Origin of the sequence: Clostridium neonatale (genome assembly GCF_001458595.1) — a bacterium.
Taxonomy (GTDB): Bacteria; Bacillota; Clostridia; order Clostridiales; family Clostridiaceae; genus Clostridium; species Clostridium neonatale.
In genome coordinates this window covers 26565-41483 of sequence record NZ_LN890326.1, presented here as the reverse complement: position 1 = coordinate 41483, position 14919 = coordinate 26565, and the positions used below count along the sequence as shown (strand labels likewise).

The following is a 14919-nucleotide window of genomic DNA, read 5'->3' as shown; positions in this document are numbered from 1 at the left end:
TATTTATAGACTAAATCAAAATTAAATTATTATTTTGATTTAGTCTTTTTGCATTTGAGAATAAATGAATTTTATATGTTACAATGTGTAACACTATGATAAAATAAATAGAGTTATATCTAGAAAGTAAAATCATTTTGAAGTAAATAAATTAGAGCTGGTAAATAAATAGTGGATTGGAGTGTATATTATGGAAAGATTAGATAAGATTATTTCTAATTTAGGATATGGAAGTAGAAAAGATGTGAAGTCTTTTGCTAAAAAAGGATTAATAGAAGTCGATGGAGTTGTAGTTAAAGATAATGGTATGTTAGTTGATCCTGAAAGTTCTATTATAAAAGTAAATGGCGAAGAAATATTATATCGTAAATACATATATTTAATGATGAATAAACCAGATGGTGTTATTTCAGCAACTCATGATAATAGAGATGAAACAGTTGTTGATTTACTTGAACTAGATCATCAAGTATTTGATCCATTTCCAGTTGGTAGGTTAGATAAGGATACAGTAGGATTGTTATTACTTACAAATGATGGAGAACTTAATCATAGATTAATATCCCCTAAGTATCATGTAGATAAGATATACTATGCTGAGATAGATAAAAAAGTTGATGAGAGCGATATTGAAGCGTTTAAAAAAGGAATAACATTAGATGATGGATATAAATGTTTAGAAGCAAAGCTTGAAATAATATCTGCTACAGAAAAAGGATCAGAAGTTAGAGTTACAATTCAAGAAGGAAAATATCATCAAGTAAAAAGAATGTTTGAAGCAGTAGGGAAAAAAGTGATTTATCTTAAAAGAGAGGAATTTGGAGGATTGATTTTAGATCCAGAATTAGAAGAAGGCGAATATAGAGAATTGACAGATGACGAATTAGCACTTTTAAGAAGCTATTAACGAATATTAAATCATTTTGCAATAAAATCATTCATTTATAATAAAAAAATTAATAAATTTAAATAAATTACTTGCATTTATTTAAGAGATACTCTATAATAATCATGCAAGGATAAATAAAAGGAATATATAGCCCCCTTTTTATTTATTGCTTATTGCTTATTGCTGAAGCGCAACCTAGCCCCAAGGGTTGCGTTTTTTTTATTTTGTAAACTGAAAATGTTTACTTGTAAATATGAATACGATAACAAAAAATTGTGCCTAAAAATTTAAGATAAAATATTATATAAAAGTTAGATTAACAAAAAAATAGCAAATCTGAATTATAAATTTCATTTATTAATATTAATGAAATTTATAATTCAGATTTTTTGCATCTTTTATTATAAATATTAAAATTTGTTTATTGGGGAAAGATTAATTATAGAGTATATTAATAATTTTTTTATTTAGATAATATATATTTAATTTTGCAATTAGGAGAAAGTATTACAAACAACATAAATTTTCTTATATAGTCTTCAATTTATTGTACTTATGGTATAATATTTTAAGGATTGGGAAAGGAGGAATAAGTAATGATGGACTTAAAAAAATTACTTAATAAAGAACAATATGAAGGGGCTACGACTATAGATGGGCAGGTGTTAATTTTAGCAGGTGCAGGATCAGGAAAAACAAGGGTGTTAACACATAGAATTGCTCATATGGTAGATGATTTAGATATACCGCCTTATAACATATTAGCAATTACTTTTACCAATAAAGCAGCAAAAGAAATGAAGGATAGAGTTAAAGCTCTTATTGGTGAAAGAGCAGAAAACATGTGGATATCCACTTTCCATTCAACTTGTGTAAGAATATTAAGAAGAGAAATAGATAAATTAGGATATAAAAGCAGCTTTACTATATATGACAGCTCGGATCAGAAAACATTAGTTAAAGAGTGTATGAAGACACTTAATATTAATGAAAAAGATATAACAGAGCAAGAAATAATGGGTAAAATAGGTAAGGCTAAAGATAGAATGCAAGATGTCAGAAGTTTTATGCTAGAAAATGAAAGCAATTTTAGGGAAAAGAAAATTGCTGATGCATATGAGATGTATCAAAAGAGACTTAAAGAAAACAATGCTTTAGATTTTGATGATCTTATTTTTAAAACTGTAGAATTATTTAAAAAGAATCCTGAAGTGCTGGATTTTTATCAAAATAAATTTAAATATATAATGGTAGATGAGTATCAAGATACTAATGGTGCTCAATATGAATTGGTCAAATTACTTGCAGCTAAATATAAGAATATATGCGTTGTGGGCGATGACGACCAATGTATATACCAGTGGAGAGGAGCAGACATTGAGAATATCTTAAGTTTCGAAAAAGATTATCCAAGTGCAAAAGTTATTAAACTTGAACAAAATTATAGATCAAAAGGTAATATACTAGATGCTGCAAATACAGTTATAATTAACAATTCTCACAGAAAAAGCAAGGTTTTAAGAACTGAGCAAGAGGGTGGAAGTAAAATTAAAGTTTATAGAGCTTATGCAGATAGTGATGAAGGCGATTTTGTAGGAATGCAGATTTCAAAGATAAAGGAAGCTGAAAGCAAGAATTATAATGATTTTGCAATTCTTTATAGAACCAATGCTCAATCAAGAATCTTTGAAGAAAGCTTTAGAAGAAAAGGAATTCCATATAAGATAGTTGGTGGAACACGATTCTATGATAGAAAAGAAATAAAAGATATGCTTGCATACTTAAAGGTAATTATTAATCCTCAAGATGATATAAGTATAAAAAGAATTATAAATGTTCCTAAGAGAGGCATAGGAGATGCTACAGTAAATAAAGTTCAGGACTTTGCAGAAAATTTTGAATTAAATATGTGGGATGCTTTAGCTGAAGTAAGAACTATTCCAACTTTAACAGCTAGAAATGTATCTACTATTGAACCATTTGTTGGATTAATGGAAAGATTCATGGAGTTAAGTGAGGTTATACCGGTATCTGAACTTATTAAAACAATATTAGAAGAAACTGGTTATTTAAAGCAATTAAAAGAATCAAAGGAAATTGAAGATAAAAGCAGAATTGACAACTTAGAAGAACTAGTATCAGATGCTGTTGAATTTGAAAAAAGCAGTGAAGATAAAACATTGTCTGCTTACTTAGAAAAGGTATCTTTAGTTCAGGATACTGATAAAATTGAGGATGAAGATGATAGTGTAGTACTTATGACCGTTCATAGTGCAAAGGGACTTGAGTTTCCAGTTGTATTTATGGTTGGAATGGAAAATGGTATTTTCCCGGGAAATGCGTCGTTTGAAAAAGAATCAGAGATGGAAGAGTCGAGAAGACTTTGTTATGTTGGTATAACAAGAGCAAAAGAAGTACTATTTATGACGTCAGCAGAAGTAAGAAGAGTATTTGGTCGAACTGTTGCATATCCTCAATCAGATTTTATTAATGAAATAAAGCCAGAACTTAAAGAGTATGTTGCAAATGATAAAGCAAAAATTAAGAGTAGAGATAGTTTTGTTAATACAAGTAGTTATAATAATCCACATAGTTTAAGAAATAATCTAACAGGTAATAATCAAGTAGCTAAAAGTGGGTTATCTTTAAGCAGAAACGGATTTGATATAACTCCAAATAATATGAATCAATCTTCAGGGAAATATTTAAATGCAAGTGAAGCTACACTTGGAAGAAAAGTAATACATGAGAAGTTTGGTGTTGGAACAATAGTTCAGGTTCAAGAGAATGGTGGAGATAAGAAATTAACAATAGCGTTTGATAAGCAAGGAGTAAAGAATTTAATGCTATCATTAGCTAAACTGAAATCAGTATAACTAACTATTTTTAAAAGGAGAATAGTAATTTTGGATAGTAAAAAAAGAATTGAAGAATTAGTTGAAAAGCTGAATAGATATTCGTATGAATACTATTCTTTAGATAACCCATCTGTAACAGATAAAGAGTATGATAAACAGTATGATGAGTTAAGAAAGTTGGAGGAAGAAACAGGATATGTTCTTCCTTATTCTCCGACGTTAAGAGTTGGTGATGTTGTTTTAGGTGGATTTAACAAATATACACATAAGGCAAGACTATGGAGTATGGATAAAGCTCAAACTGTGCAAGCATTGAAAGATTGGCACAATAGAAATGTGAAATTTGTAGAGGAAATGAGAAGTAGAGGAGAAGAGCTTCCAGATTTAAAATATGTTCTTACTAAAAAGTTCGATGGATTAACAATTAACCTTACTTATAATGAAGAAGGAGTTCTTTCTATAGCTGCAACTAGAGGAACTGGTGAGACTGGAGAAGATGTAACCGCTCAAGTTAAAACAATAAAATCAATTCCACTTAAGATTGATAGTGATGATGTGTTTGAAGTTCATGGTGAAGCAATCATGACGCAAGAAGCATTTGATAAATATAATGAGTCTTCAGAAATTCCATTAAAGAACTTAAGAAATGGAGCTGCTGGAGCTCTTAGAAATCTTAATGTTAAAGAAACAGCAAGAAGAAATTTATCAGCATTTTTCTATGATGTGGGTTATAAGGAAGGCGAGCAATTTAAATCTTATTTAGAAATGATGAAATTCATAAAAGAAAAAGGTCTTCCAGTTGATGATTATATGGAAGTTTGTACTACAATAGAAGAAATAGAAAAACAAATAGAACATATAAAGGAAATAAGATTCACATTAGGATATGATATTGATGGATTAGTAATAGCTATTGATGATATTAGAACCAGAGAACTACTTGGTTACACGGTTAAGTTCCCTAAGTGGGCCATTGCTTATAAATTTGAAGCTCAGGAAGCAACAACTAAGCTTTTAGATGTTGAATGGAATGTTGGTAGAAGCGGAAGAGTTGGACCAACAGCTATATTAGAACCAGTAGAGCTTGCTGGAGTAACTGTTAAGAGGGCCACTCTTAATAATATGGATGATATTCAAAGAAAAGGTGTAAGAATAGGTGCTGATGTATTTGTAAGAAGAAGTAATGATGTTATTCCTGAAATCATGGGAGTGGTTCCAGAATCATTAGATGGCTCAGAAGAAATAAAAGTACCAGAAACATGTCCTGCCTGTGGAAGTCACTTAGTATTAAATGGAGCGCATTATTTCTGTGAAAATACTCTGTCTTGTAAACCACAAATGGTTAAGAGTATCGTTCATTATGCAGGAAGAGAAGCTATGAATATAGCAGGATTCTCAGAGAGAACTGCTGAACAATTATTTGAAAAATTAAATATTAAATCAATATCTGATTTATATAAATTAAAAGAAGAAGAGTTAGTTGATTTGGAGAAATTTGGACCAAAGAAGGCACAAAATCTTTTAGAAGCCATAGAAAAGAGTAAGAATTGTCAATTACATTCATTTATATATGCCTTAGGAATACCTAATGTAGGTGCAAAAACGGCTAAGGATTTGGTAAATAAATTTAAATCAATAGAAGGTCTTAAGAAAGCAACGTTTGATGAACTTGTTAGTGTTCAAGATGTTGGTGATATAGTTGCACAAGATGTATTAGCTTTCTTTAAAGAAGAAAAAGTATTAGAGACAATTGATGAGTTATTATCATTAGGTGTTAATCCTATGTATGAAGAAAAAGAAGTTATTCAAAGTCCTTTTGAAGGGAAAACAGTGGTTGCAACAGGATCGCTTCAAAATTACTCAAGAACTGGAATAAAAGAAAAATTAGAAAGTTTAGGAGCTAAGGTAGCAGGAAGCGTAAGTAAGAAGACAGATTATGTAATAGCTGGAGAAGCAGCGGGATCCAAACTTACAAAGGCACAAGAGCTTGGAATAAAAGTGCTTTCAGAAGAAGAATTTGAAGAGATGTTGAAAGGGTGATGTATATGAAAAGATTAGTTGAGGCATTAGTGTATGTTTTGACTATAATAACTAGCATAATAGTAATATGTACATTTTTAACAACATACCAATTTCATTATGTAGGTCAGATGTTTAATTCATATGTCCCTCTTCAATTCGGAGTAAGTGCTACTATGGCAGCTCTTGGTCTTAGATTTATCTTAGATAAATCTATAGAGAAAAGAATGTTGTATTCTGGAATTAGCTTTGTAATATCATTAAGTTTACTTTATTTTGCACTTAATTGGATAAAATAATAAAAATTAATGTACACAATACTTAAATAGTAAAATAACGAAATTTATGATAAAATTTAATATGTTAATTTAGAATGAAATCAATTTACAATTGACAATGTTCGAGTGACAATTAATGGAGAAAAGCAATTATATCTTCCAACTGTCAACTTGTTATATGTCAACTGTTAACTATAAAAACAGGAGGTTTTAATTATGGCTGTTAGCAAAAAAGATGTTGAATATGTTGCTGAACTTGCAAGATTAAGCTTTGATGAAAATGAAAAAGAAGGTTTAGCAGAAGATTTAAATCAAATATTAGCTTATGTAGAAAAACTAGGTGAATTAGATACAGAAAACGAAGATATAATAGTAAACCCAATTTATATCGAAAATAAATTTAGAGAAGATGTTGTTGTACCATCTCTAGACCTTAAAGATGTAGTGAAAAATGCACCAGATGCATTAGAAGAATATGTTGTTGTTCCAAGTATAATTAAAGAATAGTGTAGAAATGGAGGCAGATTCAATGGAGTTTTCAAATTACAAGGCTCATGAATTAAAAGAAATAATAGCAAAAAAAGAAGCTTCAGTAGAAGAAATTACAAAAGCTCATTTAGATAAAATTGAAAATGTTGATTCTAAAGTGGATGCATTTTTATATGTAGCTAAAGAAGAAGCATTAAATGAAGCAAAAGCTTTAGATGAAAAGTTATCTAAAGGTGAAGATTTAGGAATATTAGGCGGAGTTCCTCTAGGAATAAAAGATAATATAAGCGTTAAGGGTATGCAAAATACTTGTGCTTCTAAAATATTAGAAGGATATATTTCACCATATGATGCAACTGTTTCTGAAAAAGTAAAAGCAGAAGGCGGAATTATTTTAGGAAAATTAAATATGGATGAATTTGCAATGGGTTCATCAACTGAAAATTCAGCATTTAAGATAACTAAGAACCCTTTTGATTTAGAAAGAGTTCCAGGTGGATCATCAGGTGGATCAGCAGCTGCTGTAGCTTCAAAAGAGGTTCCAATAGCGCTTGGAACAGATACAGGTGGATCAGTAAGACAGCCAGCTTCTTTCTGTGGTATTGTTGGACTTAAGCCTACATACGGAAGGGTTTCAAGAAATGGTGTTGTAGCATATGGGTCTACATTAGACCAAGTTGGTACACTTGGAAGAGACGTTAAAGACTGTGCTTTATTAACTCAAGCAATTGCAGGTGTTGATAATAGAGATTTTACAAGTGTAGATGTAAATGTACCTAATTATTTAGATTCTTTAAATACAGATATTAAAGGAAAGAAAATAGCAGTACCATCTGAATTCTTTAAAGAAGGATTAGATGAAGATGTTAAAAAGGCTGTATATGATGCTCTAAAAGTATTTGAAGCTAATGGAGCAGAAGTTAAGGAAGTATCACTTCCACTTGCAGATTATGCTATTGCAGCTTACTATTTAGTAGCTTGTGCTGAAGCTTCTTCAAACTTAGCTAGATTTGATGGAGTTAGATTCGGACATAGAACAGAAAATCCAGAGGATGCAGTTGAGTTATATTTCAAATCAAGAAGTGAAGGATTTGGAAAAGAAGTTAAGAAGAGAATTATGCTTGGTACATATGCTTTATCAGCAGGATATTATGATGCATATTATAAAAAGGCATTAAAGGTTAGAAATCTTATTAAAGGTGACTTTGATAAGATATTTAAAGATTTTGATGCAATTATATCACCAACTGCACCAACTCCAGCTTATAAAATTGGAGAAAAAACAGCTAATGCATTAGAAATGTATTTAGGTGATATTTATACTGTACCTGTAAACATAGCAGGTATTCCAGCAATTTCACTTCCATGCGGATTATCAAATGGTCTTCCTGTAGGTATGCAAATCATGGGTAACTACTTCAAAGAAGATACATTATTTAACTTAGCTTATAGCTATGAACAATCAACTAATTGGCATGAAATGCATCCAAATTTATAGGAAGAAGGAGTGAGAGTAATGGAATTTGAATCAGTCATTGGATTAGAAACACACGTAGAACTTTCAACTAAAACAAAAATGTATTGTGGTTGTGCTATTGAATTCGGTGGAAAGGCAAACACTCATGTTTGTCCAGTATGTCTAGGTCTTCCAGGTTCACTTCCACAACTAAATAAACAGGTTGTTGAATTAGGAATTAAAGCAGGTATAGCTTTAAATTGCGAAATAACTAAAGTAGGAAGAATGGATAGAAAGAATTATTTCTACCCAGACTGTCCTAGAAACTATCAAATAACTCAAGATGAATTACCACTTTGCAGAAATGGATATGTGGATATTGAACTTGAAAGCGGAGAAATTAAGAGAATTGGAATCGAAAGAATTCATATAGAAGATGATGCTGGTAAGTTATTACATACTAAGAGAGGGGCGCTAATCGACTTTAATAGAGCAGGAGTACCTCTTATTGAAATTGTAACAAAACCAGATTTGAGAACTACAGAAGAAGTTACATTATACCTAACAAAGATAAAGAGTATACTTTCGGCAGCAGGAATATCTGACTGTAAGATGGAAGAAGGTTCTTTAAGATGTGATGTTAACATTTCAGTAAGAGAAAAAGGCGATGAGAAGTTAGGCGTAAGAACAGAAATCAAGAATATAAACTCATTTAAATCTGTTGAAAAAGTATTGAATTATGAATTTGACAGACAAGTTGAAGCAGTTAAGAATAACGAAGAAATGTTTGTTGAAACAAGAAGATGGGATGAAGCAAATAATTTAACTGTAGTTATGAGAAGTAAGGAAGAAGCTAATGACTATAGATACTTCCCAGAGGGAGATTTAGTTACTCTTAATATTTCTGATGAATGGATTGAAGAAATAGGAAAGACTATACCTGAATTACCACATGAAAAACAAGCTAGATTTATTAAAGAATATGGATTACCTAAGTATGATGCTCATGTATTAACGTTAACAACATCTATGGCAGATTTCTTTGATGAAGCAGCTAAATTATCAAGAGATCCAAAGGCAGCATCTAACTGGATAATGGGTGATATATCAAGGCTTATGAAGGCAGAAAGTATTTGGATTGAAGAACTTAAATTCACTCCAAATGATGTAGCAGAATTAATAGAAGTTATTAAAGATGGTACAATATCTTCAGCAATAGGTAAGCAAGTATTAGAAGATATGTTTGAAAGTGGAAAATCACCTAAAACTATAATCGACGAAAAAGGATTAAAAGTAAACAATGATGAAGGTGCTATCCTTGAAATGGTTAATAAAGTTTTAGATGAAAATCCACAAGTTATTGAACAATTTAAGGCTGGAAAAGATAGAATACTTGGATTTGCTGTAGGTCAAGTTATGAAAATGGCTAAAGGTCAAGCAAACCCAGGAATTGTTAATAAGTTAGTAGAACAAGAAGTTAAAAAGAGATAAGACACTTTTTAGAAATGGCAGCAGATAGTTTATAAGATTATTTGCTGCCTTTTTATTCAAAATTATTTTGGAAATAATAGTAAGAAAAATGATGCTTTATGATAAAATAGTTTTTAAGTAGTGTTATAATAATTAACATGAAAAATGAAAATTATAAAAAGGGGGAGTTTTTCATGACAACACCATCTATAAATGCATAGCAGAGGCTATTGCGTTTAATAACAGATAAAAATAGCCTTTGCTCATCCTAATTAAAGAAAGAAATTATATTTAGGAGGAGAGCAAGTAGTGAGCTATGTAAAGGCTGTAGATGTATTGCCAGATGAAATTTTAGAATTGATTCAAAATTATGTTGATGGAGAGTACATTTATATTCCAAGAAAAGAAGACAATAAAAAGAGTTGGGGAGAGAATACTGACTATAGAAAAGAAATAGAAAAAAGAAATTCTATGATATATGAAGAATATAAAACTGGAGTAAAGATAAAAATTCTTGCAGAAAAATATTTTTTATCAGAGAAGAGTATTCAAAGAATTGTCTTACAAAAAAGTAAAAATGAATAAAGGTAAATGAGGCATATTATTTAAAAACTGCTTATGACTGTAAAATAGTAATTTATAGTCATAAGCAGTTTTATTATTTTGTGAATTTTTCTTGTTTATTAAAGTCAGTCACATTATCGATCTTAGAATCATTTTTATCATCGGAAATGTCAAAATCTTCTTCACCAATTAAATATGAATAATCATTTTTATTATTGTCATCACTTAAACTGTCAGATATTTTTGATATTTTTTGATATATTTTTTCTAATATGTAATTGTGATAACGTTGATGACGGAAAGCTTTTAATGCTACAACAAAAAGCCATATTCCCAAAAACATAAATACACACATAAATACTATAGAAACTATTGCAAATGCTCCAAATAAATATTCCATTTGAAAAACCTCCCAAATAAGATATTAAAATTATATCACAATAATAAAAAAAATATAACTGTTTATTAGAGCTAAAAAATGGAAATACTACGTAATATAGTTTAGTTTGAAATAAAAGTTATAATAAATATCTTAAAGTAATGTAAAAGGGAGGAATAAAATTTGAAAAAATATTTTATTCTTATGTCTATAACACTAATATTTGTATCATTTTGTTTAGGATTTGTATATAAAGATGATGATAAAACGGTTAGTGATGACTCTGTAAATGCATTTACTTATGGCGTACAAAATATACCAGAGAATTTAAGAACTGTAACGAATCTATCAATTAGAGATAAAGATATTCTTTGTGCATTAAGTAAAGGGCTAATAGAGAAGGATGAAAATGATAAAATTATATCTGTATTATGTAGTGAAATAACACAAAGCTCTGATGGAATACAATATGAATTTAAGATAAGAGATGATATATATTGGAGTGACGGAAGCAAAATAACTTGTGATGATATTGTAACCTTCTTTAAGGAATTAATAAAAGAAGAAGATGAGAATAATATACAAGCGTTACTTGACGTATATGGGGCTAAACAGTTTAAAGATGGCAAGGTCACATTTATGACTGGAGTTGCTATAACAAATAATGATGGAAAAGTTGTTATGAGGTTAAACAAGCCAAATAAGGATTTTATAAATGAATTAACAAAGCCTCAATATAGATTGAGAAAGAATATATTAATGTGGGGAGACATGAATAAAAACTATAATGATTTAGTTTATAGCGGAGATTACAAAATAGAGAGTGCAGATAATCAAAATATGAAACTGGTCAGCGTAAAGAAAGATTCAGAAAATAAAGAGATTATAAATATAGTAAAAGATGAAAATACTGAATTATCAATGGCTGCATTTGAAATAAAACAAAGAGATATAATTATTGATCCTCCAGAAAGTGAGCTAAGCAAGTTAGCAGAAGAAAAAAAACTAATAACATTACCAATAAATAAATCTACGTATGTTTATATAAGTGATAAGAATGGCGATATCCCATTAGCAGGGAGAAGAGATATATATAACAATATATGTGAAGCTTTAAGTAGATTTTATGGCGATGATAATAAAGAATTTGAATTAGCTGAATGTAGTTATTTTAGAGAAGACAAGAACAATCTAACAAATATACAACAAAGAAAAGTAAATTTGAATAAGAAAGAGGAATGGAGTGAGCCTCAAATATTAACTATACTGGCTGAAGATAATACTGAAAACAGAAACTTATGTAGAGCAATTGAACAATGGTTTAAAGATAATACTCATATTACTATAAGATATAGTTTTGTTAAAGATGAAATAAATGATGAAGAATTAAGAAACAGATATGATATGGTATTGATAAATTCTGAGGCAGATTCTAATAACAAACAAAGGTTATTTAATGGATTTTCTAATTATATGAGTGATAGCGAAAAAGATTTATTTAATAAAGCGAATGGAAATTATAATTTATTAGAGGAAACATTATTTAGTGATTATAGTATATTACCATTAGCGTTTTATAATGAGAATATAGGATTTTCAGATGAGATTTCTACACTCAAGATAGATGGTAATGGAAATATTAATTTTAGTAGTATAAAATAAAAAAAGATTAATCATTGCATATTTTAAACATAAATAAAGGGGATATATCAGAAATGCCATTAAATTTGATATATCCCTGCAATTATAGTGATTTAATTTATCTTTTCTTTGATTTTTTATTCTTAGATAAATTAGGGTGTTCGCTACTGGAAGCTTTATTTTCAGAGAGACCATTTAAAGTTATTTGAGGCTCTGAATTATTGCTTATATTTTCTAATTCTGATGTAGTATCAATAACTGAGTCATTGGATTTTATTTCAGAAATTTCTGATTCTATATCTGAAGGTTCATTGTTATCTAAGTTAGCGTTTTTAGATTCTGAAGATGATGATTTTCTAAGTGAATTGTTTAAAGCTTCTTGCTTTTCAAGCGGAAGATTTAATTCCATAGTATCCTCAACAGAGTTTCTAAAAAGATATATTATTAAAAAGAAATTAGTCATATTTTTATTGCTATCAAATGTAATTCTACCTTTGCTTAGATTATCTTTCTTTTTAGAATATTCTAGATTTTTTACAAATATAGGTGCTAATCCTGTACTCTTAGGAGTTGGAAGTACCGACATTCTAAAATAACTTTCATCCATCATATCATCAACACGAAGACTTAATCTTTTATATCTTTCTACTTCATCTAAAGTAGGTGCTTCAGGCCAGCTGGATAATAGACCTCCATTTACATAAAATCTTTTAAATATTCCTGATACAATAGGCTTTAAATCATTTGTTTTATCAGTTTCTTCAGAGTACAAAATTAATGAAATTAGATAGAAATTTATTTCTGTACATGAATACTTAATATCTTTTTTATCAGATATCTTTAAAAAGATATTTTTATCATTATCATATAAGCTGAGAAGTTTTTCGTTTATTTCCTTAGCAGTCTCTTTGAAGGAAATAATATCTGTATGTTTATAAGCTTCCATTAAACATATAGCGAATAAAGCGCAATCGTCTAGGGAATCTATATAGTAATCTTTTTCTTGAAATTTATTGACTAAATAATCACCTAAGTCAAGAATAAGTTCTCTAGCTATTAATGAATTTGAATATTTGTAGAAAACATTAAGTGCTAAGAATATTTCTATGCTTTCTGTAAATGATAAATCATAAAGAGAATCCTTATACTCCTTAAACACTTGCAAAATTTCATATGAAAAGATTTTGTAATCTTCGCAGGCATCATCAGAAGGGTTGTATATTGAATATAATAAATATGCATCCATCATAAATGCTTGATCTGAAAACTTGAATTTATTATCTTTATCTACTAATTCATATCCTTTTGAATTACCATCAGATATATTTTTCTTGGGAACAAATAGACCTTCTGCATTTCTTAAATGCTCTGAATAAAATTGGAGCTGCTCTTTAGCTAAATATTTATATGCATTTTCAAGAGAATTGATATTTCTATTACCCTCAGTAAAATGCGAGTAGTATTTACTTAACTCAAGAAGGCATAATGTCATAAGGGCATTAGTAGTAGGTGATATCTCTTTCTTAAAAGTTGACTCATCAAACCCATGACTTGTTTTATTATGGATGAACATAGGAGAAGCTTTTCTATATAAGCATAATAGTGGTGAAAAATTATTTAGTGTGTTAATATCATTTATAGAAGACTTTTTTGAAGTCCTTACTGGAGGAATTATAAGTCCACATTTTGAATTTAGTACTAAAGTTTTAACTGATTCTTTTGATAAGTAAAAAAGTTGACCACTAATTTCTTTTTGGGAAAGACTATTCATCCTGAAAAATGGTCCTATATATCTCAATGTATACACCTCTCATAAAATTCTAATCTTATTCATTAATATGAATTTAGTAGTGAAAAGGTGCATAAAAAACAACTAAAAGGGGAGATTTTTAATGATTAAGGAAGGAAAATTAAACTTTGATGATCTGAAGAACATTATTTTTAATAATAAATCAATAAAAAGAGATGAGGTTATTGTTAGAAATGATGTTGGTGAAGATTGTTCTATAATTGATTTTGGAGAAAGTGAAGCAATATTCTCTACAGATCCAATTACAGGTGCAGATAAGAACGTGGGGAAGCTTGCTGTTCATATAAATTGTAATGATATAGCTTCAGCAGGTGGAGAACCAATAGGAATTTTAGTTACTATTTTAGCACCTACTACATCAAGCTTAGATGAAATCAATGATGTTATGAAAGAAATTAATGAAGAAGCAGAAAAAATAAATGTTGAGATTATAGGTGGTCATACGGAGGTTACCAGTGCAGTTAATAAAATGATTATTTCAGTTACTGTGATAGGAAAAAATCCAAGGGGAAAATCAGTTAGGACTGCAGGTGCGATGGTTGGAGATGATATAGTAGTAACAAAAACCATGGGACTCGAAGGAACTTGCATTTTAATTAATGATCATGAAGAGAGATTAAATAGGATTTTATCAAAAGAAGAAATAGATATTGGAAAATCATTAATAGATGAATTGAGTGTCTTAAAGGAAGGCAGAATAGCAGGAAAATTAGGTGCACATTCAATGCATGATATAACAGAAGGTGGACTTCTAGGGGCTATATTTGAAGTATCTGCTGCTGCTAATAAAGGATTTGAAATATATAAAGACAAGGTGCCAGTACTAGATATTACAAAAAAGATTTGTAAAGAATTTAATATAGATTATCTTAGATTAATATCATCTGGCAGTATGATGATTACTACAAATAAAGGAAAAGAATTAGTTAAAGAACTTGAAGGTTATAACATAAAAGCTACTATAATAGGCAAGATAACCGAAAAAGATGGTTTTTTAATAGAAGATGGCAAAAAAATTAAGGTGGATCCACCTAAAAGAGATGAATTATTTAATATAGGAGAGTGA

The 14919-nt window shown here is 29.4% G+C and carries 12 protein-coding genes; 10 read left to right on the top strand and 2 right to left on the bottom strand.

Annotated elements, in window-relative coordinates; genetic code table 11:
- Positions 1-190 precede the first annotated feature (190 nt).
- The 8 genes from BN2920_RS02165 to BN2920_RS02130 all read left to right on the top strand — a co-directional run bounded on the left by BN2920_RS02165 (position 191) and on the right by BN2920_RS02130 (position 10044).
- Complete coding sequence (locus tag BN2920_RS02165; RefSeq protein WP_058293400.1) at positions 191-907, top strand: pseudouridine synthase; 717 nt, start codon at positions 191-193, stop codon at positions 905-907.
- Positions 908-1488: 581 nt separating this feature from the next.
- Positions 1489-3765, top strand: a complete 2277-nt coding sequence (gene pcrA / locus BN2920_RS02160; protein ID WP_058293637.1) for a DNA helicase PcrA — start codon at positions 1489-1491, stop codon at positions 3763-3765.
- A gap of 30 nt (positions 3766-3795) precedes the next feature.
- Positions 3796-5787 carry an NAD-dependent DNA ligase LigA gene (gene ligA, locus BN2920_RS02155; protein ID WP_058293399.1) on the top strand — a complete coding sequence of 664 codons (1992 nt, stop codon included), beginning with the start codon at positions 3796-3798 and terminating at the stop codon, positions 5785-5787.
- Positions 5788-5792: 5 nt separating this feature from the next.
- Complete coding sequence (locus BN2920_RS02150; protein WP_058293398.1) at positions 5793-6065, top strand: hypothetical protein; 273 nt, start codon at positions 5793-5795, stop codon at positions 6063-6065.
- Between the two features lie 195 nt (positions 6066-6260).
- Positions 6261-6551 (top strand): Asp-tRNA(Asn)/Glu-tRNA(Gln) amidotransferase subunit GatC, encoded by a 291-nt coding sequence (gene gatC / locus BN2920_RS02145; RefSeq protein WP_058293397.1) that lies wholly within the window; start codon positions 6261-6263, stop codon positions 6549-6551.
- A gap of 22 nt (positions 6552-6573) precedes the next feature.
- Entirely contained in the window at positions 6574-8031 is a 1458-nt protein-coding gene (gene gatA / locus BN2920_RS02140) for an Asp-tRNA(Asn)/Glu-tRNA(Gln) amidotransferase subunit GatA (RefSeq protein ID WP_058293396.1), read from the top strand.
- Positions 8032-8049: 18 nt separating this feature from the next.
- Entirely contained in the window at positions 8050-9480 is a 1431-nt protein-coding gene (gene gatB, locus BN2920_RS02135; protein ID WP_058293395.1) for an Asp-tRNA(Asn)/Glu-tRNA(Gln) amidotransferase subunit GatB, read from the top strand.
- Between the two features lie 288 nt (positions 9481-9768).
- Entirely contained in the window at positions 9769-10044 is a 276-nt protein-coding gene (locus BN2920_RS02130; RefSeq protein ID WP_058293394.1) for a CD3324 family protein, read from the top strand.
- 73 nt (positions 10045-10117) lie between these two features.
- Here the strand turns inward: BN2920_RS02130 and BN2920_RS02125 are convergent, their stop codons facing one another.
- Entirely contained in the window at positions 10118-10423 is a 306-nt protein-coding gene (locus tag BN2920_RS02125) for a hypothetical protein (RefSeq protein ID WP_058293393.1), read from the bottom strand.
- A 162-nt stretch (positions 10424-10585) separates the two neighbouring features.
- Between BN2920_RS02125 and BN2920_RS02120 the strand changes: the two genes are divergently transcribed.
- On the top strand, positions 10586-12064 hold the full coding sequence (locus BN2920_RS02120) for an ABC transporter substrate-binding protein (RefSeq protein ID WP_058293392.1): 1479 nt from the start codon (positions 10586-10588) through the stop codon (positions 12062-12064).
- A gap of 97 nt (positions 12065-12161) precedes the next feature.
- On the opposite strand, the gene BN2920_RS02115 is transcribed toward BN2920_RS02120, so the two are convergent.
- Complete coding sequence (locus BN2920_RS02115) at positions 12162-13841, bottom strand: hypothetical protein (RefSeq protein WP_058293391.1); 1680 nt, start codon at positions 13839-13841, stop codon at positions 12162-12164.
- A 97-nt stretch (positions 13842-13938) separates the two neighbouring features.
- On the opposite strand from BN2920_RS02115, the gene BN2920_RS02110 reads away from it, so the two are divergent.
- Positions 13939-14919 (top strand): AIR synthase family protein, encoded by a 981-nt coding sequence (locus tag BN2920_RS02110; RefSeq protein WP_058293636.1) that lies wholly within the window; start codon positions 13939-13941, stop codon positions 14917-14919.